21 protein-coding genes are annotated in these 19,482 nt (G+C 68.3%); 11 read left to right on the top strand and 10 right to left on the bottom strand.

What is annotated here, in order from left to right:
- Positions 1-270: 270 nt before the first annotated feature.
- The gene (locus tag GIS00_RS14175) at positions 271-453 is read right to left on the bottom strand and encodes a hypothetical protein (RefSeq protein ID WP_154769050.1); all 183 of its coding nucleotides are present in this window, start codon (positions 451-453) and stop codon (positions 271-273) included.
- 82 nt (positions 454-535) lie between these two features.
- Complete coding sequence (locus GIS00_RS14170) at positions 536-814, bottom strand: hypothetical protein (RefSeq protein ID WP_154769049.1); 279 nt, start codon at positions 812-814, stop codon at positions 536-538.
- Positions 815-884: 70 nt separating this feature from the next.
- Between GIS00_RS14170 and GIS00_RS14165 the strand changes: the two genes are divergently transcribed.
- A complete protein-coding gene (locus GIS00_RS14165) occupies positions 885-1,805 on the top strand; it encodes a LysR family transcriptional regulator (protein ID WP_230313545.1) in 921 nt (306 codons plus the stop codon).
- 6 nt (positions 1,806-1,811) lie between these two features.
- On the opposite strand, the gene GIS00_RS14160 is transcribed toward GIS00_RS14165, so the two are convergent.
- Entirely contained in the window at positions 1,812-2,279 is a 468-nt protein-coding gene (locus tag GIS00_RS14160) for a hypothetical protein (protein ID WP_154769048.1), read from the bottom strand.
- A gap of 318 nt (positions 2,280-2,597) precedes the next feature.
- On the opposite strand from GIS00_RS14160, the gene GIS00_RS14155 reads away from it, so the two are divergent.
- The 4 genes from GIS00_RS14155 (at position 2,598) to GIS00_RS14140 (ending at position 4,959) form a co-directional block, all read left to right on the top strand.
- The gene (locus tag GIS00_RS14155; RefSeq protein ID WP_154769047.1) at positions 2,598-3,668 is read left to right on the top strand and encodes a GGDEF domain-containing protein; all 1,071 of its coding nucleotides are present in this window, start codon (positions 2,598-2,600) and stop codon (positions 3,666-3,668) included.
- Positions 3,669-3,906: 238 nt separating this feature from the next.
- Entirely contained in the window at positions 3,907-4,134 is a 228-nt protein-coding gene (locus GIS00_RS14150) for a hypothetical protein (RefSeq protein WP_154769046.1), read from the top strand.
- Positions 4,135-4,272: 138 nt separating this feature from the next.
- Entirely contained in the window at positions 4,273-4,551 is a 279-nt protein-coding gene (locus GIS00_RS14145; RefSeq protein WP_322097961.1) for an ArsR/SmtB family transcription factor, read from the top strand.
- A gap of 9 nt (positions 4,552-4,560) precedes the next feature.
- On the top strand, positions 4,561-4,959 hold the full coding sequence (locus tag GIS00_RS14140) for a VOC family protein (protein ID WP_322097960.1): 399 nt from the start codon (positions 4,561-4,563) through the stop codon (positions 4,957-4,959).
- Between the two features lie 82 nt (positions 4,960-5,041).
- Here GIS00_RS14140 and GIS00_RS14135 read toward each other — a convergent pair whose 3' ends face one another.
- The 3 genes from GIS00_RS14135 to GIS00_RS14125 all read right to left on the bottom strand — a co-directional run bounded on the left by GIS00_RS14135 (position 5,042) and on the right by GIS00_RS14125 (position 9,987).
- Positions 5,042-7,567, bottom strand: a complete 2,526-nt coding sequence (locus GIS00_RS14135) for a S8 family peptidase (protein ID WP_154769045.1) — start codon at positions 7,565-7,567, stop codon at positions 5,042-5,044.
- Positions 7,564-8,535, bottom strand: coding sequence for an AAA family ATPase (locus GIS00_RS14130; protein WP_154769044.1), 972 nt, complete (start codon positions 8,533-8,535; stop codon positions 7,564-7,566). The genes GIS00_RS14135 and GIS00_RS14130 overlap by 4 nt, the downstream gene beginning before the upstream one ends.
- Positions 8,536-9,390: 855 nt before the next feature.
- Positions 9,391-9,987 carry a metallophosphoesterase family protein gene (locus GIS00_RS14125; protein ID WP_322097959.1) on the bottom strand — a complete coding sequence of 199 codons (597 nt, stop codon included), beginning with the start codon at positions 9,985-9,987 and terminating at the stop codon, positions 9,391-9,393.
- Positions 9,988-10,159: 172 nt separating this feature from the next.
- Here GIS00_RS14125 and GIS00_RS29350 point away from each other — a divergent pair, with 172 nt between their 5' ends.
- The 3 genes from GIS00_RS29350 to GIS00_RS14110 all read left to right on the top strand — a co-directional run bounded on the left by GIS00_RS29350 (position 10,160) and on the right by GIS00_RS14110 (position 12,892).
- Entirely contained in the window at positions 10,160-10,480 is a 321-nt protein-coding gene (locus GIS00_RS29350; protein ID WP_407666870.1) for a YciI family protein, read from the top strand.
- Entirely contained in the window at positions 10,477-11,703 is a 1,227-nt protein-coding gene (locus GIS00_RS14115; RefSeq protein WP_322097957.1) for a sigma-70 family RNA polymerase sigma factor, read from the top strand. The genes GIS00_RS29350 and GIS00_RS14115 overlap by 4 nt, the downstream gene beginning before the upstream one ends.
- Positions 11,704-11,776: 73 nt before the next feature.
- Positions 11,777-12,892, top strand: a complete 1,116-nt coding sequence (locus GIS00_RS14110; protein WP_154769041.1) for an ATP-binding protein — start codon at positions 11,777-11,779, stop codon at positions 12,890-12,892.
- A gap of 30 nt (positions 12,893-12,922) precedes the next feature.
- On the opposite strand, the gene GIS00_RS14105 is transcribed toward GIS00_RS14110, so the two are convergent.
- A complete protein-coding gene (locus tag GIS00_RS14105; protein ID WP_154769040.1) occupies positions 12,923-14,188 on the bottom strand; it encodes a serine hydrolase domain-containing protein in 1,266 nt (421 codons plus the stop codon).
- Positions 14,189-14,486: 298 nt separating this feature from the next.
- Here GIS00_RS14105 and GIS00_RS14100 point away from each other — a divergent pair, with 298 nt between their 5' ends.
- Both GIS00_RS14100 and GIS00_RS14095 read left to right on the top strand, forming a co-directional pair.
- Positions 14,487-15,371 (top strand): GNAT family N-acetyltransferase, encoded by an 885-nt coding sequence (locus GIS00_RS14100; RefSeq protein WP_322097956.1) that lies wholly within the window; start codon positions 14,487-14,489, stop codon positions 15,369-15,371.
- 76 nt (positions 15,372-15,447) lie between these two features.
- Positions 15,448-16,509: a glycosyltransferase gene (locus tag GIS00_RS14095; RefSeq protein ID WP_196073277.1), complete on the top strand. Its 1,062-nt coding sequence runs from the start codon at positions 15,448-15,450 to the stop codon at positions 16,507-16,509.
- 32 nt (positions 16,510-16,541) lie between these two features.
- Here GIS00_RS14095 and GIS00_RS14090 read toward each other — a convergent pair whose 3' ends face one another.
- Together GIS00_RS14090 and GIS00_RS14085 are read right to left on the bottom strand one after the other, a co-directional pair.
- A complete protein-coding gene (locus GIS00_RS14090) occupies positions 16,542-17,036 on the bottom strand; it encodes a DUF2306 domain-containing protein (protein ID WP_154769038.1) in 495 nt (164 codons plus the stop codon).
- Between the two features lie 52 nt (positions 17,037-17,088).
- Positions 17,089-17,730 carry a TetR/AcrR family transcriptional regulator gene (locus tag GIS00_RS14085; RefSeq protein WP_322097955.1) on the bottom strand — a complete coding sequence of 214 codons (642 nt, stop codon included), beginning with the start codon at positions 17,728-17,730 and terminating at the stop codon, positions 17,089-17,091.
- An 82-nt stretch (positions 17,731-17,812) separates the two neighbouring features.
- Here GIS00_RS14085 and GIS00_RS14080 point away from each other — a divergent pair, with 82 nt between their 5' ends.
- A complete protein-coding gene (locus tag GIS00_RS14080) occupies positions 17,813-18,430 on the top strand; it encodes an NADPH-dependent F420 reductase (protein WP_154769037.1) in 618 nt (205 codons plus the stop codon).
- Positions 18,431-18,479: 49 nt separating this feature from the next.
- Here the strand turns inward: GIS00_RS14080 and GIS00_RS14075 are convergent, their stop codons facing one another.
- Positions 18,480-19,445, bottom strand: coding sequence for a patatin-like phospholipase family protein (locus GIS00_RS14075; RefSeq protein WP_322097954.1), 966 nt, complete (start codon positions 19,443-19,445; stop codon positions 18,480-18,482).
- Positions 19,446-19,482 lie beyond the last annotated feature (37 nt).

Raw genomic sequence — 19,482 nt, 5'->3', positions numbered from 1 at the left:
GCGGCTCGTCAGAGCACCGCGAGGGCGGTGACGCCGAAAGCCACGGCAGCGGCGAACATGGCGCCGACGGCGGCCACGAGGCCGGGAGCGGCGCGGTACATCGCGCGGAGGTCGTTCATCGCAGTCTCCTTCCGAAGGTGAAGCGGACGGTGCGGGAAGCAGGGAGCGCGGGGCTCGTCGGGGTGGTGCACCTGCGGTGCGACCGGCCAGATCTCTGGAACACGGACGCGGCACTGCCGGCCGTGGTGGATCGCAGAGGATCCGGCAGGCTCAGCGGTACAGCAGGTCGCGCAGTTGCTCGGTGCGCTGGGCGGGCAGTGCCCGCAGCGCGGCTTCGAGCTCGATCCTGTCGGCGGGCGTCAGGATCTCGGACAACTCGGCCTGCAGCCGCGGCCGGGCGGCGGCATCGGCGGCCACCTCGGTCGACATGTGCTGCAGGAGTTCAGGGTTCAACACGGCGGAACCTCGTGGAGCAGGGGCGGTACGGGACGTGCTCGCTCTGGTCGGGTCCGGACGGACTCGAAGATCCGGAGGATCAGAGAACGAGGCGGGTCGCCGCCGGCACATCGTGACGGTGACGGCTGCGCGAACGCTCGACGATGCGGGCGATGTCGGCAGCGTCCTCCGGGGTGGCCCGCTCGATCATGGCGTCGAGCTCGAGGCGGTCGGAGGGGGACAGGTAGGCGCCGAGCTCGCGCTCGAGCCGACGCTGCTCGGACCGGACCGCGCGACGGGCGCGGAACGAATCCTGCAGGCGGCCCAGCGGGGCGGAGTGCGCGCGGCGGGACTTCTCGGAACGGTCGATCAGGGACATACATCAATGGTGACGACCAGGCACTCATACGTCCAATGACAGTTCAGCGCCGAAACCATACCCTGTAGTCATGGGTATGGACACCGATGTGTTGCGCTGGTTCCAGCAGGTCGCCGAAGGTGCGACGGTGACCGAGGTCAGCGAGGCCGCGCACATCACCCAGCCCGGCCTGTCCCGCGCGCTGGCCCGGTTGGACAACGAGGTCGGCACCCCGCTGCTCCGTCGCACCGGCCGGGTCCTGCGGATGACGCAGGCCGGCGTGCTGTTCAAACGGCACGTCGACGGACTGCTCAATCAGCTCGACGACGGACTCGCCGCCGTCAGCCAGCTGGTCGATCCGGAAACCGGGACGGTCGTCCTCGCCTCCCACCCGTCGCTGTCGACCTGGATGGTGCCCGGGCTGATCGGCCCGTTCCGCCGCCTGCACCCCGATGTGGTGTTCGACCTGCGGCAGGTCCGGGACGACGTCACCGGACCCGAACCGACCGACAGCCGGGTCGATCTCGAGATCACCACCGTGCGACCGGCCGACCGCACCGTCGAGTGGTACCCGCTGATGGTCGAACCGCTGCGACTGGCGGTGCCGACCGGCCATCGGCTGGCCGACCGGGAACGCATCTCGCTGGCCGAGGCGGCCGACGAGCAGTTCATCTCCCTGCGCCGCCCGTCGTTCCTGCGCCAGCATTCCGAGACCCTCTGTCAGCAGGCCGGTTTCGAGCCCGATGTGGTGTTCGAGGCGGAGGACGTGCCGACGATGCGCGGGTTCGTGGCGGCCGGTCTCGGGATCGCGATCGTGCCGGCCCAGGACGAGGACGCCCGTGGGAAGAGCACCGGGGCGCTGGTGGACCTGGCCATCGCCGATCCCGGGGCGGCGCGGCAGATCGGGCTGGGCTGGTCCACGCAGACCCGCCTGCTGCCGTCCGCCGAACTGTTCCGCGCGCACGTGCTGCACGCCGCGGAGAGCCGCCGTCTACCGCAGCCCGGGCGGTGACCGCGGTCAGACGGTGAGCGTGGCCGCGGTACTCCAGAAGTCCTGCAGCCGACTGGTCAGCTTCGACAGGTTCGCGGTCTCCAGCACCATCACCGCCGAGAGGTCGCCGTGCAGACCGCAGAACACCGCCCGGGGACGGTCGCGATCGTTGTCCACCACGGTGATGGCGGCGAGAGACCATGCGCCACCGAGGGTGTCGCTGACCCGCTGCGGAACGACCAGGGGCCGGACTGTCGAGCCCGACTCCGGATCCACCTGGTGACCGGCGCACCGTTCCGCCGTCCCGTCCGGCCGCTCGGCGCCGGCCAGGGTCAGCACGGACATGCTCCGCACCCCGGAGCCGCAGCCGCGGGTCGTCACCTTCGTCGGGTCCCCGGCGCATCGGAGCCACCCGGTCGGGACCTCGGCGTGCACCAGGTCGTCGCCGAAGGACCGGCTGTTCAGGGTGACCTCCGAGGCCGGGGGCCGGGACATCGTCGGGGTCGGGACCAACGTCGAGGAGCTGACCGGCGGATCCACGGAGGGCGCTGCGGACGGGGCCGGGCTGCAGGCGGCGAGCAGACCGACCGAGAGCAGCAGGGCGGCGACGGCGGGTCGGGTCCGGATGACAACTCTCCTTCAGGCTCGGGCAGGTCGGGCGGTCGGTGTCCCACCGTGGCCACTACCGGCCGCCGACGCAACAGTTGCGCCGTGATGGATACCGACCTGTGACCGGAGGTGCTTGACCTGAATGCGTGACGAGCACAGGGTCGACACCGTGAGCGTCGATGACATGAGCACGGTGGCAGCAGCATGATCCGGGCCGCGGTCGCCGCGATGCAACCCCGTCACGCCGCGTCGGCGGTCCGCGTCGTGGTCGTGCTGGCCGGGGTCGCGGCCGGTGTGTCCGTGCTGTTCGCTGCCCTGTCCCCGGACGAGGTGAGCGTGCCGGCGATCGTGCTGACCGCGGTACTCGGCGTTGCTGTCGTGGTGGTCGGCACCTGGATGCAGCGGGCGGTGACGGTGCCCGCGCCGGTCTGGGCGGTCGCGCCCTTCCTGGCGGTGGCGGTGATCGTCGTGCTGGACCTGGCCACCAGGGACTCGTCGGTGGCGGCGCAGGTGTTCTTCGTGTTCCCGGTGCTGTACGCGGCCTCGCAGCTGCCGCGGGCCGGTGCGGTCGCGGTGACGGCAGTGGCGGTGCTCGGCGAGATCCTGGTGGTCGCGCTGCAGCTGGATCTGCGGTCCGCCATCGTGTCCATCGCCTACGTCGGCGCGGTGATGATCACCACGGCCGGTCTGTTGATCATCTCCGGGGAGAAGCAGGCGGAGTTGATCGGCCGGCTCCGGCAGCGGGCGGCGATCGACCCGCTGACCGGCCTGTCCACCCGCACCGTGCTCGACCAGGCCGCGCAGTCGGCACTGTCCGGCGCGGCCAGCGGGCAGGGCACGGCGCTGTTGCTGCTCGACGTCGACAACTTCAAGTCGATCAACGACGGGTACGGCCATCCGGCCGGCGACGCCGTACTGGTGCAACTCGGCGAGCTGCTGGTGGCGGTCAGCGACCCGGGCGACGTGGTCTCCCGCCTGGGCGGCGACGAGATCGCCGTTCTGCTGCCGGGGTGTTCGGCGAGTCGGATGGTCGAGCGGGCGGCGGCCGTGGTCCAGGCGATCCGGTCGCACCCGTTCATCCTCGACGGTGGCGCGCAGGTGCAGGTCTCGGTCAGTGCCGGCACCGCGCACGCGCCGACCCAGGCCGTCGACCTGCGCACCCTGTACGCCGCTGCGGACCGCGCGATGTACATCGCGAAGCGGGGCGGGAAGGACCGGGTGGGCACACTCCCGGATCCCTCGACCGATCCCGTCCGGGAGCTCGGTCAGCACTGACTGCCCTGGTCCTGATCCGGGTCGGCGAGCGGGGATGCGGGCACGGCCCAGGGCGGCGATTCCCGGATGTCCCAGGGTGTCCATCCCCCGGGGTGTAACGTCGAGGTCGACGGGGGTCACAGATCTTTGCCACTGCCGTCTCCACCAGGTCGTCGCACCGTCGGTGTGCCGACCCCCTACTTCGCTCGACCCGGGGTGCAGCCGACCCCGGCGACAGGAGCCCATCATCAACGACAACTTGTTCTCCCACTCGGTTCTCGACGAGCCCGCGAACATCGCCGGCGGCTCCTCGGTGGACGCCGTGCTCTCGCCGTTCCAGTACGTGGCGCCGACCGGCCGGTCCGTGGAGCTGCAGCCGGACGGCGAGGCCCCGGACTGGACGGAACCCGGTGAGTACCGCGGCCCGTCGCGGGGCGGCGGTGGGCGTGGCAACGGTCGCGCTCGCACGAACCGTCGCGGACGCTGAACCGGCCGAGCTCTTCCGGGCCGCCCTGCTGATCGGGCGGATCTCTGCCGGTCCGGCGTGTGTCCCCCGTCCTGCGCGCACCAGGGAGCCATGCCGCACCCCTCGACAGGCAAGTAGCTACTTGCCTATGCTGACCCGGTGAGCGACATCTACCGGGCCATCGCGGACCCGACGCGGCGCGCGCTGCTGGACGAGCTCACGGCCACCGACGGCCAGACCCTGTTCGCGCTCTGCACCCGGCTCATCGAGAACGGTTTCCCGATGACCAGGCAGGCGCTCTCCCAGCACCTCGCGGTGCTGGAGGAGGCAGGGCTGGTCCGGGTCCGGCGTGAGGGGCGGTACAAGTTCCACGACGTGGACACCCGCCCGTTGCAGGAGATCCAGCGCCGGTGGCCGGTCCCCGATCCCACCGACTGAGGAGTCCGTGTGCCCACCATCGCCTACTGCAGCGTGTTCGTCGACGACCAGGAGCAGGCCTTCCGCTTCTACACCGACGTGCTCGGCTTCGCACCGAAGCACAACGTGCCGATCGGCACCGACCGCTGGCTCACCCTCACCGCACCCGGCGACCCCGACGGCACCCAGCTGCTGCTGGAACCGTCCGGCCACCCGGCGGTCGGGCCGTTCAAGGCGGCCCTGGTCGAGGACGGGATTCCCTGCACCGCTTTCGGTGTCGCCGATGTGCACGCCGAGATCGACAGGCTCAAGGGTCTCGGGGTGCGGGTGCTCACCGACCCGACCCCGGCCGGCCCGGTCACCGTCGCCGTCATCGACGACACCTGCGGCAACCTGATCCAGCTGTTCTCCGAGACCCCCGCGACCTGAACCTTTCGGCCCTTGCTGCGCTGCACCGCCAGCCGAGCCGCTGTGCGCCTCGGCAGCCAGGCCCACGGAGCGGCCATGCTTCCTAGGCGCCGGGTTGTACCGCCACACGGGCTCGTACCTGGTCACGCACCTGCGTGTAGACGTCAACACCGACGGCGGGTGCTACCCAGATCGATGCGACAGCGGCGTAATCGACTGGCTCATCTAGGCCGCCGGCTTGGGCGAAGCACTTCACCCGGATCGTGACTTCGGAGCCTTGGCCGACCGCCCAAGCGCTTGAGGTGTCCCAAGACAGGTGCTGGACCGTGGTTGCACCAGCTTTGGCTGTGTCCGAGGAGATGCCTCGGGCAGTGCCGAGTGTTGGGATGGGCCCTTCAGGCGTCACGAAGGACAGGGCTGCTCGTCGGTACTGGCGGTGGCGCCAGTTGACCGGAGAGAGCCAGGCCAGGGTTCCCTCGATTCGTTTGGCCTCCCGCACGCTCAAGCCGTCTGGGAGCGGAATGGCTAGCGGCTGTTCTTGGGCGTCGGAGATCCGTCCGAGGAAAAGGAGAACTGCCTCATTCGACCCACACCCGGCGGTGAAATCCCTTACGAGAATGCCATTGCCGATGGCCCGCTCGAGCTGGAGGGGGGACGTCGACAGGTCAGCGAACCTATCGACGCCATGGATCAGAAGCGCCTTCATAGCCGAAGCTCGCTGACGACGACTCATAGTGCGGCCAGCGGTCACTTCGTCGAGTAAATCGTGCAGGCGAGCGGCCCGGCGCGACACCAACGCAGCTGCTGCACTCGTTCCGATCGTGTGGGTCTCTTTGTTGCCTTCCGGCGCTGCGACCTTGATGCCCGGGCCAAGGGGACTGGCGGGTGGGAACCTGATGGAGGAATTTGAGGGCCCTCCCGTTGCGAAGTACGCCCTTCCGCCAGGGGCCGCCAAGTCCGGCTTCAGGCTAAGCCGGTACCCCGATCCGGTAGCTGACACCGGGCTGACACTGACCAACCCATCGTTCGGGTCCACGCGATAGCCCAGCGGCGCATTCTCAGCGCCGTCGTCATGAATGGCCCCAACTGTGAGGGCGTTGATGGACTCAGCTGGAGCAAGTAGCCTGCGAGCGTTCTGTTGGCGATCAAGTGCGGCCAGGGTTGCCTGCCGGCGTTGATCGCCCGCGAGCTGTGCCAGGTCGCTACTATTCGACGGACTCAGGTCGAGTTGGCCATAGTTCCCGGCCGAGACGATGACCAGCACGCCGTACTCGTAACTCAGCCAGTCGATCATGCGTGCCCACGCCGATAGGACGCTGTCGAACGGCGTTGCCGGGTCGCCCATCGACAGGTTGATAATGCTGACCTCAGGTGCTGAAGGTGGCATGCCATCAGGCGTTTCGTCAAAGAGATCGCGAAATGCCCGCCACATGAGGTCTGGTGCGAGCGAATCGGTGGGTAGTTCCTCGGCCGGTGGGTATGTCTCTTCGCACGGACGCATGACGGGTCGTATTAGAACCGGGCGAGCCGCGGCCGGTCCATCGAAATTGCGATCCCCCCAGATCGCGATCGACGCCATTGCTGTTCCGTGTCGACGCACTCCGACCCCGTAGTCAGCCGTTAGGTCGTCGGGGTCGAGAACCGTTACTCGGTTGCTGAGAAGTGAGTGGTTTGCTGCTGGTACGCCGTCGAACAAGCACAGCACCGGAGATCCCGTCGGAGGCGGAGATACGACCTTTGCTTCTGCGTCGGTACTTTCGCCGATTGGCAGCGCATCCTGCCCACTGGCCTTGAGATACATGACGTTGGCAGACTTGACCACCTCGACCGACTCGAACTGGCCCCGAGCGAGCTGTTCGAGGACTCGGTTGGGCACCCTCGCTTTAAGTCCGTGGTACCCAATTTGCAGGATGACCGCCGACGACGTGACCGAGCCACCGTCTCGTGCAAGCAGAGCTGTGACATTCGCCTGAGCGGCGTTCCGGGTGGTGTCCGAGCCTCGGAACCACAGCTCGATCTCGATCGAGACAAGCTGATCTAAGTCGACCCCGCCAAAATGGTCGTCCCAGTCGATCATCTTCAGTCGATCGTGAGTGCCCCAGGGGCGGATATCCTTCAGGTGGACGAAGAAGTCGCGTAATTTCGCTTTACCCCGTGGGAGCTTGCCGTCCTTCTTCCAAGCCCGCCACAGGGTGAGCAAAGAGTTGAGGGAAGTCTGATTGACGCAGATGGCATGCAGACAGGACGCGATGAGCGGACTTCTGGGCTTGTCGGACGCCAGAGTGAACTCGTCGTCGGGCTCGACTCGGGATTCCGCTTCGGCGACGACCTCGATACCCATCGAGCTGGCGACGCCGCTGAGGTCGATCGTCTCCTCACGTGCCTCCATGACCAGCACAAGCTGCGGATCGGCCGACTGTATTGACGCTGCGAGCTTCACCTGATCGCTTAGCGCTGCGGATAGCGCGTCGAAGCGGACATCCAGTCGTTCGACACGTTTTTCGACGTTGGCGTAGTTGACTCGGCCTTTTCCGCCCCCGCCGGGACGTTGGATCGAACGAGCTAGCCCGGCTTCGCTGAGGATGATGGGACGGTCAGTCGAAGCACCACCGGTACCGGCGGTGGTCATTTGGCGTTAGTTCGCGACCGCGCCGCCCATTGCTTCAGCACCTGTTGGGCAACCTCGCGGGCGTGGGGTTCGGGGCCGGACAGGATGGATCGGCGCTGTACGTCAAGTGCGAATTCTTCCAGCTCGGCGAAGCTGACATTGGCAAGTCTCTCAGCAATGGTCTTGGGGGCCAGACCAAGGTCGACTCTCGTGCGATGAGACCAGGCGCTGAGCCACTCGATCTTGGCCGCCCGGGTCGGCGGGGGAAGCTCGACACGTAGCTGCATGCGTCGCCACACGGCCCGATCCAACAGCTCAGCGTGGTTGGTGGCGGCCACGACCACGACGTGGGACGGCAGTTTGTCGACTTGGAGCAGTAGAGAGCTGACGACACGCTTGATTTCGCCTGTTTCGTGTGTGTCGCCGCGCTCTTTCGCGATAGCGTCGAATTCGTCGAAGAAGAGAACACACGGCCGGAGGCGCACGGCAGCGAATAGCGTTTCAAGACGAGTTGCGGTTTCCCCGAGAAAGCTGCCGATGAGGCCTTCGTACCGAACGCTCAAGAGCGGGACAGCGAGCTCTGTTGCGATTGCTTCAGCAAGCGAAGTCTTGCCGCCCCCAGGGGGTCCGACTAACAAGATGCGGTGGCGTGGTTCGACGCCGTGGCTGCGAAGCAAGTCCCGTCGATGGTGTTCCTCGACGAGTTCGTTCACAGACTGTCGTGCAGTGGCGGGCAACACAAGCTCGGTGGCTCGACGCTCGGGCTCGATCTCGTGGAGCAAAGCTGCGGCAGCATCATTGCGGGCCAGCAGCGCAACTTTCGACGGGTTCCGACGCTTCGTCAGAGCGTCCGCAAGCTGGCCGGCGAGGACTCCGTGCTTCTTGCCCTCTTCCTCCGCGATCAAGGCTTCAGCGGCGCGACGGAACGCCAGTTCATCGCCTCCGGCCCCTGACTGGACCAAGGCAAGTAGTAGGTCGGCGCGTGCCATATGTCTCCTCCGTCCTGCGCTACCCCATCGTGGCAGACCGTAGGCTCCCCGTCCGACATTGGGCGTGGCTCAGACAGGATGTTCGATGCGTGTTTCCGACCTAGCTACGGACAGTGACAGCCGACGCCAGTCATAGACCCATGGGTGTTTTGCTTGATGGTCGGGCTGTGCCGAGACGACCGGACGGTCGAAGGACGAGCTGCCTAGCCACGGCCACCATGCTCCGGCCTGGCAGGCACCTTTTCGAGTGTCGGCCGACGTCGCGGCATGAGCGGGCGACGGTTGAGTCCAGCAGAGTGGTGTAAGGCCCAGTGAGCGCGTCGTTGCTGATGTAGGCGACGGTCTGCTTCCGTTGCTGCTGCGCTGTTACTGGCGTTCCGCCACCGAACTGCGCGACACCGATCGATATGATCGATCTTACTCAACCTGCTGCCGTGGCTTCTGATGTAGGGCTCGACCGCCACCGGGGGTGCCACTGACCGTGGCAGTCCCCGCTCAGCGACGTTGCGGAGAATCGGCTCGCAGGTTCGACGATCGGGCGGTCGCGGGACTTTGGATGTCTGCACGGCGGTTCGCTCCGCGAAATCGGCGTCCGGGCGGAGATCATCGGGGAACGGACGCACCATCTCATTGATTGCGATGAGCCTGATCGCCGCCACGACATCCAACGGTCGGCCGCGGTGTACGACGCGGACTCCTTCCGATGCGTCGATCGCCGACCTGGCGGCACGCTGCCGCTCCCGGGCACGCGCCAAGTCTTCCATGGCTGCGATGACTTCTGGTCTCTCCGACACATCCACCCCCGGTTGGTGCAGGTCCGCGACGCAGTCACCTCACGACCGGGAAATCACACTGTCAAGACGCTGCGCCCGCCAGCAGTGCGGCGACCTGCTCCAGTGCCGCCGGCCGCAGGTCCCAGGCGTCGAGACCGACGTGGATCTCGCGGACGGAGGTGCGCTGCCCGGCCGCGTGGGTGTGGCCGTGCAGCAGCCACTCCCCCTCGTCGCGCAGCCGGTACTCCAGGAACCGCGGCGGGTCGGAGTGGTCGGCGAGGTACGGGAAGTGCGACAGCATCATTGGGGTCGCCCGGACGTCCGGAAGCACCGGGATGCGGGTGCGGGCGAAGGCCTGCACCGACTCGAAGACCTCCAGGTAGCGGCGCTGATGGCGGTGCGCGTGCCGGTGCATCGGGTGCACCGGGTCGTGGTTGCCGGGGACCAGGTGCTTGGTGCCGGGCAGCCCGGCGATCCGCTGCAGCGTCCGCTCGATGCCGATGGCCGACGAGGTCACCGCGAGATCGCCCAGCACCCAGACGGTGTCGCCGTCACCAACGGTCTCCCGCCAGCGCCGGGCGATCTCGTCGTCGTGGTCGGCGGGGTCGTCGAACCCCCGCAGTCCCGCGACCAACCGGTGGCCCAGGTGCAGATCGGAGGTGAAGAAGGTCCCGGGCACGCCCGCCATCGTGCCCGGCCGGCTGCCCGATCCGCTGGAAATTTCTCCGGCGCGGGTGTCGTATCGGGACGGTGCCGCTCGTAGCAGGGGTGAGGCGGCCGACCGCGGCCGCCCGGAGGACGAGGAGTTGATCGGGATGCAGTACCTGATGTCGGTGTTCGGACCTGCGGAGATGACCGAGTTCGGCAGCTACCCGGACCGCGAGACCATGGAGGAGTCCTGGGCCGAGACCGGCCGGTTCAACGACCAGCTGCAGGCCGACGGACATTTCGTCTTCGCGAACGGGCTGGCGAACGCGTCGACCGCGACGGTCGTCGACGGCCAGGGTGAGATCCCGCTCTTCACCGACGGGCCCTACCTGGAGGCGAAGGAGTACATCGCCGGCTTCTGGATCATCGAGGCGGAGGATCTGGACCAGGCCCTGTCGATCGCCGCCGGCGCCTCGAAGGCCTGCCGCGGCAAGGTCGAGGTCCGGCCGTTCGCGTCCCTGTGACGGATGCCCGGGAGGCGGTCACCCGCGCCTACCGCGAGGAGTGGGGCCGGGTGGTCGCCGCCCTCGCCCGACGCTTCGGCGACCTCGGGGTGGCCGAGGATGCGGCGGCGGAGGCGTTCGCCTCGGCCGTCGAGAAGTGGCCGGACGGGGTGCCACCGAACCCGGGTGGCTGGTTGACCACCACCGCGACCCGCAAGGCGATCGACCGGCTCCGCCGGGAGGCGGGCCGCGACGACAAGCAGAGGCAGGCGGTGATGGAGCACGACGACAGCCCGGCGTCGGATCTCGGGGTGGTCGAGGACGACCGGCTGCGGCTGGTGTTCACCTGCTGCCACCCTGCGCTGGCGATGGAGGCGCGGGTGGCGCTGACCCTGCGGATGCTCGGCGGGCTCACCGTGGCCGAGATCGCGCACGCGTTCCTGGTGCCGGAAACGACGATGGCGCAACGGATCACCCGGGCGAAGGCAAAGATCAAGGCGGCCCGCATCCCCTACCGGGTGCCGTCCGCGGATGACCTGCCGGCCCGGATGACCGGGGTGCTCGCCGTGCTGTTCCTGGTGTTCAACGAGGGCTACCTGTCCTCCGGACCCGACGCGGCGCCGGTGCGCAGCGAGCTGACCGGCGAGGCGATCCGACTGACCCGCCTGCTCCGCGCACTGCTGCCCGGCGACGGCGAGGTGACCGGCCTGTTGGCCCTGATGTTGCTGACGGAATCGCGTCGGTCGGCGCGCCTCTCGGTCGACGGCGAGCTGGTCACCCTGGCCGAGCAGGACCGCGGCGGCTGGGATGTGGCGCTGATCGCCGAGGGGCACGCGCTGGTCCGGGAGCGGCTGGCGGCCGGTGTCGCGCCAGGCCGGTTCCAGATCCTGGCCGCGATCAACGCGGTGCACACCTCCGCGCGGGATGTCCGGGACACCGACTGGTCGCAGGTGCTCGCGCTCTACGATCAGCTCGCCCGGATCGACCCGTCGCCGATCGTGGCGCTCAACCGCGCGATCGCGCTGGCCGAGCTGGACGGTCCGGACGTCGCACTGGCCGTCCTCGACCGGCTCGGCGACCGGCTCGCCGGCTACCACCCCTTCCACGCCACCCGGGCCGACCTGCTCCGCCGGATCGGGCGCAGCGAGGAGGCCCGCGCCGCCTACGACGCGGCCATCGACGTGGCGAGCAATCCGGTGGAGATCGCGCACCTGCAGCGGCGGCGGGATCAGCTGGGTCGCTGACCAGTAGGAATCTGGTGGAACTAGTCACCTCTAAAAGATCTAAAAGGATCTAAACCAGCGGTAGGCTGGGGCCATGCCGAACCCATTCCATGCCGGCTTCGGGGTGAGTCCACCGCTGCTCGTCGGACGAGAGGGCGTTCTCGACGACTTCGCCGAAGCGCTGGAGAACGGACCGGGCGCAACCGGACGAGCGACGCTGTACACGGGTGCTCGCGGATCAGGGAAGACCGTGATGCTCAACGCCGTCGAAGACCTTGCGAGGGGACGGGGGTGGCTGGTCGTCAGCGAAACCGCGACCGCAGGATTCATCGGGCGAATGACTGAGCAGCACCTCCCGCGCATCCTGCGGGACTTAGATCCCAAGGCCGTTCAACGCCGTTTGAAGGGCGTCACCGCTCCTCTCGGAATGGGACGGGTGGACTGGGCCACCGCCGAGAACCACCAGGTCATGGCTGGTTTGCGAAGCCAGGTCGAAGCCGTCACCAACCTGCTGGCAGAGCACGGCACCGGGCTGCTGATCACGCTTGACGAGATCCACCGCAATCAACTGCCCGAGCTGCGCGAGCTGGCGACAACTGTCCAGCACGCGTTTCGCGAGGGACGAGAGTTGGCTTTCGTGGGTGCAGGCCTTGCCTCCGGCGTCAGTGACGTGGTGAACGACGACGTCCTGACCTTTCTGCGTCGCGCCGAGCGACACGGCCTGGGTTCTGTGCGGCGGGACGATGTGGAACGAGGGTTCCGAGAGCCGATCGAAGCAGCGGGCCGAAGAGTCGGTGACCCGGCACTGCAGATCATGGTCCGCGCCACCGATGGCTACCCGTTCCTCTTGCAGCTCATCGGCGCACAGACCTGGCGGCTCCACCCACATCTCGACGAGATCTCCGTCGATGACGCGACCGAAGGCGTCGAACGGGCGCGTCGCAGACTGGGCACTCTCGTCCACGAACCAGCATTGAGGACAGCATCCGACATCGACAAGTCGTTCCTGCTGGCAATGGCGGCGGATGACGGACCCTCCCGGATGGGAGACGTCCAGGCACGGCTGGGCGTCGGTACCAGTTACGCCAGTCAGTACCGTCTGCGACTCATCGCAGCTGAGCTGATCGAGCCTGCCGGATACGGTTTCGTCACCTTCACGCTGCCGCACCTCCGGGAGTATCTCCGCGAACAAGCGGCCGCCGGCATCTGAGCTGTGTAGCGCTCGCGCGGTCGTCCCTGCTCACTTCATCGGGGCAGCCGCGTCCGGTGCCACCACCGTCGAGATCATCCGGAACAGCTGGTCGGCCGAGTTCGGCTCGATACCCTGATCGTCGAAGGCACCGGGCAGGTAGGTGACGGCCACGGCGATGGCGATCCGCTGCTCGGGCAGGTAGGCAGCGGTGGCCGAGTAGCCACCCAGCAGCGGGTTCTGCAGGATCCAGTCACCGGACCGGACGATGCCGAGACCGTAGTTGTAGGCCGGGATCTGGGTGAAACAGGTCGGCTCGCAAGCCTTCTCCTTCTTCCCGAACCCGAGCAGGTGCGGGCCGGTCATGGTGTCGTAGGACTCCGCGGACAACAGCGCTCCGGTGCCCACCGCGGTCGCCGTGGTGACCAGGTCGTCGACGGTCGTCGACTGGTTCGCGCCCGGCGGTACACCCCACATCGAGTTGAAGTAGGTCGAGTCCTCGTAGAACGGGGCGCCGGCCGGGATGCCCAGCGTGACACGGCGTTCCGAGCTGAAGGAGTGCAGCACCGGGGCCGGCAGGTCTGCCGTGTCGGTGGCCGTGGTGTTCGTCAGACCCATCGGCTGCAGCACGTTCACCGAGAGCAGCTCGTCCAGCGGGCGGCCGCCGATCTTCGCCAGGATCTCGCCGAGGATCATGAAGTTGGTGTGCGAGTAGCTCCAGTTCTTGCCGGGTGCGAACTGCACCGGCCGGCGGAATGTGTAGTCGATCCGGCTCTCGAAGGTCTGCGCGGCGTAGGGGTCGAGGTTGAACGCCGTGGTCCAGTCGGGATCGGTCTCGTAGTCCGGGTAGCCGCTCGTCTGGTTCGCCAGCATCTTCAGGGTGACGGCGTCCGACTCCGGCAGGTCCGGCAGCCACCGGTCGATGGTGTCGTCCAGCCCGACCTTTCCCTGCTCGACGAACAGCATCAGCAGCGTGCCGAGGTAGGCGAAGGCAACCGCACCGTTGCGGAAATGCATGTCGGTGCTCGCCGGTACGCCGTCCAGCGACTCGCCGAAAGCCTTCTCCAGCACAGTGGTGTGGCCGCGGGTCACCTTCACCAGCACCGCGCGCAGGTGTTGGTCGGTCATCTGCTGCTCGATGAGCGCGGCGATCGAGGCAGCCATCGGATCGCCGGCGGTCGACGCGGGGCCGCTCGGCACAGAGCTGCTCGACGGTGTGTTCGCGGTGGTGTCGGTCGTGGTGGTGGCGTCAGGCGTCGAGGTGCAGGCAGTGAGGGCGAGAACTGTTGCCAGCAGCCCTATCAGCAGGCTTCTCATGACGCTTCGCCTCGATCGGGGTGCGGGCGGAGGATGTCGCGGGGGCGACCGGCCATGGGTCGGCTCCTAGTGGTGCGCTGCTCGATGTCGATCTTCACGGCACTCTAGCGCCGGCCCTGCTGGGGGCCGCTCCGGGGTCGGCCGCGAGAGTGATCCCGTCCGAGGTGTTCGTCGAGAACTCGACGAGGTACGGATCGCTCTTCAGCCGGAACCGAATCTCCGACCGACCCCGCCCGGCCACCGCATCGACGGAGGAAATCCGTGGCGCAGTACCCGGCAGCAGCGTCTACTGGTCGGCGTGCCGATCACCCTGCAGGTGCCCGCTGTCGATGGCCTGGACGAGGTCGTGCGGGAGCTACGGGAGTGGCAGTCCGACACGGCCCCGATGCAGCTGCACCCCGGTGACCTCGGCTGGTACTGGCAGCACGGGCCGGACGCGGTCGCCGGCGCGCTGCGGGTCTGGACCGACGACGACCGGATCGTCGGCATCGGCCTCTTCGACGGTCCTGCGGTGCTGCGGATGACGGTCGCGCCCGACCTGCGGCGGGACCGCATGCTGGCGGAGCGGGTCGTCGCGGATCTCTCCGAACTGGCCGCCGGTACCGCGGTGGAGACGCCGAACGGCACGCTGGTGCAGGAGCTGCTGACGAGTTCTTCGTGGTCGCAGGGGGATTCGTGGACGCCGCTGTCGCGTTCGCTCGACGTCGGGGTACCGGTACCGGCCGGACTGCGGGTGGTCACGGTCGGCGAGGACGAGATCGACGACTTCGTCGAGGTACACCGTTCCGCCTGGGGCAGTGCGCGTTTCACCACCGATCTGTGGGATGAGATGTCGCGCGGCGCGGCGTTCAGCGACGCCCGATGCCTGCTCGGGTACGACGATGCCGGCCTGCCGGTGGCCGGTGTCACCGTCTGGGGCGCCGGACCGGGACGTCCCGGACTGCTCGAGCCCATCGGTGTGCACGCAGATCACCGCGGTCACGGCCACGGCCGGGCGATCTGCCTGGCGGCCGCTGCGGCACTGCAGGACATGGGTTGCTCGGCGGCGACGGTGTGCACCGAGTCGGAGCGGGTCGGTGCGGTCGCGACCTACGAGTCGGCGGGGTACCGGCGACTCCCGGAACGCCACGACCGGGTCCGGACCTCATCCCCTGGGACCGATGCAGAAGCAACGCAGAGTTAACCTGTGCGCCGCGATCGGGGGATAACGTCGTTTCCACAAGGGGAGAGCAACACACTCAGTGGTGGGGATGGTCTGTATGTCACCGAACGGCGTCATCGTCAGTACCGCATACGCGTCGACGATCCCTGCGTCCACCACGGTGGTCGCGGAGCTCAACCGCGTCGTCGTCGACGTCCTCGACCTCGAGGTGGTCGACTGGAAGAAGCCGCGCCCGCCGAGTTCCCCTGGCCTGTGGTTCTTCTCGGCCATCAGCTATCCCGAGCTGGCCGACATGGTCGCCGCCTGCGCCAAGTACATCCCGGACGGCGCTCAGGTGATCGGTTACATCTTCGACGGCTTCACCTCGCAGCGGCTCAAGAAGCTGCCGGCGAGGGCACGGCCGTTGACCCCGTACGTCCGGCGGCTCCGCCGGTTCGACACGATCCATCACCCGATCCGCGCACTGGTCGACGAGCAGGCGAAGCTGCTCGGCACGCAGATCGCCTACACGCCGGTGGGTGTCGATGCCGTGCGTTACGGCCGTCCTGGTGGCATGCGCGACCGGTGGGTGACGGTGAACGGGTACGGACGGCAGTCGATGCCGGTGTCCCGCCTGCTCTCGGACCGAATGAACAGCTCGGCCTCGGAGTTCTACCAGCACACCAATCACATCCGGATGGGCACGGTGGTCGATGCCGATCGGCACCGGGCGCACTTCTGGCAGTTGCTGCGCATGTCGCGCATCGCGCTCGCGTATGCACCGGAAGTCGTCGACCCCCGCGGGCGGTTCCCCTGCTCGTTCGTCGGTCAACGCTGGTTCGAGTCGCTGGCCGCCGGGTGTCTGGTCGCGGGCGTGCGGCCGTCTGCTCCCGAGGCGGCGGAACTGCTCGACTGGACCGACGCGACGATCGAGCTGTCGGACGATCCCGAGCAGGCGTACGCCGAATTGACAGCCCTGGCCGCCGATGTCGACCGCCTGGAGGCGATCAGCCACACCAACTACCACCAGACGCTCCGCCGCCACGACTGGCGCCACCGCCTGCCGCTGATCTTCGGCCATCTGCCCGAGCTGGTGCCCTTGCTGGAACGAAATGCGGGCGAGCTCGCCGAGTCCGCGGACGCCTACCGACGCGGTACCGGGGATCTGCTCGCCGGCTGATCAGCTGACTGGCTCATCAGCTGGTCGGCTATTCAGCTTGTCGGTGACGGCTGCGGTGGTGCCGGGCGGAACCGGATGTCCACCCAGGCGAGGAAGAAGCCGCCGACCGCCACGATGGCGACGGCGATGAGGGACATCATCAGCGGATAGGCCTCGAACCAGGACGGGATTCGGCGGGTGTGCACGGCGAGAACACCGATGAGCGCACCGATCAGGCCGAGGTACGTGCCGATCATGAATCCGCGGTGGTTCTGCACGTCCCCGCGGCGGACGCGCCAGATCGCGAAGGTGACGCTGAACAACGTCCACACCGCGAGCGCACGCAGGAAGATGTCGATGGCGCTCCCGTAGCCGCCGAAGAGGAACGACCCCGCGGCGACGAAGAGCATCAGTCCGGCCCAGGTCCGTCCGACGATGCGATGGATCAGGTCGCCCTTGACCCGACGGAGGATCTGGAACGGGCCGATGACCAGGGCGAGGGTCGCGGCGACAGCGTGCAGCGCAATGGGTACGGTCCAGGCCTCCACCGGGCCGAATCTACTCCGGGCAAGATCAACTACCCCGGGTTTCGCCCCCGGTTCATCCCTCGGTGGATCCGGCGACCGTCTGCACTGTCTCCGGGCGGCACAACCGCTCGATCAGCGTCTGCCAGCTGTCCTCCAACGACCCGACCCGCCGGGTGCCCGGCGGGGGTGGACTGTACGAGGCCAGCAGCAGCGGGCCGTCGAGGGCGAGAGCGAGTTGCACGGCCAGGTTGTCGAGATCGTCGATGCCGAGGTCGGCCTGACCGAGCAGCAGCCGGATGTGGGTGTGGGAGAACTCGACCCCGGACGGTGGGACGGGGTTGCTCGGTTCCAGGGTCGACCGCATCAGCTCCCGATGGTCCATCAGGAAGGTGCTGCGTGCCCGGCCGTAGGCGATCAGGCGCTGCACGGGGTCCGTGCCCGGACCGAGCGGCGGGTCGCCCCTGATCACCTCGGTCTGGAAGGCGATCTCGTCGGCCTCCAGCAGCGCACGGAAGATGCCGGCCCGGGTGGTGAACGCGCGGAAGACGGTGCCCTTGCCGAGGCCGGCGCGCTCGGCGAGCCCGTCCATGGTGATACCGGCGGGCCCGGACTCGACGAGGACCTCGCGCGCCACGGCCAGTAGGTGATCCCGGTTGCGCACGGCATCCGCGCGCCGGGGGCGCGGACCACCGATCGGTACCAGCGGGAGGCTCACGCGCACCACGCTACGGGGAATAGAAGCGGGGTACCCCCCGTTTAGCTCGATGCACGCGACACCCGACCTCGAGGAGACACACATGAGCACCATCAGCATCATCGGCGCCGGCAACATGGCCGGCGCGATCGGCACCCTGGCCGTGCAGGCCGGCCACACCGTCGAGATCATCAGCCGGGATCCGGCGAAGTCGACCGCCCTGGCAGCCTCGATCGGCGGGACCGCCGGTACCTGGGGAGTCGCTCCGGCCGGCGAGATCGTTGTACTCGCCGTCCTTTTCGAGAGCGCCGTGCCGGTGGTCCGGGAGTTCGGCGAAGCGCTGGACGGCAAGATCCTGGTCGACATCACGAATCCGTTCAACGCCGCCGCCACCGGCCTCGACATCCCGCACGACACGTCCGTCGCCCGCATGGTGGCCGAGGCGGCGCCGGCCGGTGCACACGTGGTGAAGGCGTTCAACACCCTGTTCCGGCACGTGCTGGCCGGCGGCAAGCCGGTCGACGTCTTCATGGCGGGCGATGACGCGGCGGCCAAGGCGACCGTGGCGGAGTTCGTCGTGAGCATCGGCCACCGCCCGCGGGACACCGGTGACCTGAACATGGCCCACTGGGTGGAAGGTGCGGGCCTACTGACCATGGGCCTGGCCCGCGGAGGCGTCGGCAACTTCGACTTCTCCCTCGGTATCAACGACCTCGGCTGAGCCAGCATCTGCGACCGGGCAGGTTCGTCATGTCCGGTCGCAGAAGAGCTCAGGCGGAGGCCGCGATGACCCGGTCCGCCGCGGCGCGGAAGGTGGCATAGCCGATCCGCGCGGCCTCCTCGACGCGGGCCGGATCGGTGGTCAGTCCGCTGACACCGGCGTCCTGCTGCGGGGTGACGACCGCCAGGTGCGCCGTGTGCGGCGCGGTGTCCTTCGGTGCGTCGAGCAGTGCCATGACCGGTCCGTGCCGCCGGGTCTCCTGCGCCATCGAGCCCAGCCCCGGGATGAACCGGTCCAGCGTCCGGGCCCACCCGGAGGCGCGCCGCTGCGGCGTCGCCCGGCGGAGCTCGACGACCGTGCGGTTGACCAGGGCGAGCACGTGGGTGGCACCGTCCCGGAGGGCGCGTTCCAGCGGGAGCGGCTCGGCGACGGACCCGTCGATCCACCGGCGGCCGTGCAGTCGGACCGGTCGGCCCGCGAGCCAGGGGATCGTGGAGGTCGCGCGCAGCGCCAGCTTCCACTCCGCGGCGGTGCGGGGCTGCAGGACGTGGCCGCTCAGGTCGTCGACCGCCGTGGCCACGACGCGGAGCGGGACTTTCGAGTCACGCAGCGCCGGCCAGTCCATCGGCTTGCTGTCGACCATGATCGCGTCGAGCAGATGGTCGAGGTCGATCATCGGCTGCCGGCTGCGCAGCCGGCGGTGGTCGATGAAGGCCGGGCTGGCCATGTCCTCGTAGAAGATCTGCGCCGTGCCCGGGCCCTTGCCGATCAGCAGGCCGGCGCCGATGTAGGCACCCGCCGAGCTGCCGTAGATCACGTCGAAGTGCCGGCCCAGCTCGAGATCGTGGATGGCGTGGGTCATCCCGCCGGCGTATGCGCCCCGCATACCGCCCCCGCCGATCACCAGGGCGATCCGGTGGCCGTCGCGCCGGCCGGTGTCCCGGCGCCGGACCAACGCGTGGATCACCTCGTCGTCGAACGGCAGGTCCGGGGGCGGAACAGACGAGCGAGGCACCCCTGGATCATGCCTCATCCGTGGTGCAGCCAGGTTG

The sequence above is a fragment of the Nakamurella alba genome (assembly GCF_009707545.1).
Lineage (GTDB): Bacteria > Actinomycetota > Actinomycetes > Mycobacteriales > Nakamurellaceae > Nakamurella > Nakamurella alba.
The sequence above is the reverse complement of the archived record's forward strand: the minus strand, read 5'-3'. Positions and strand labels throughout refer to the sequence as shown.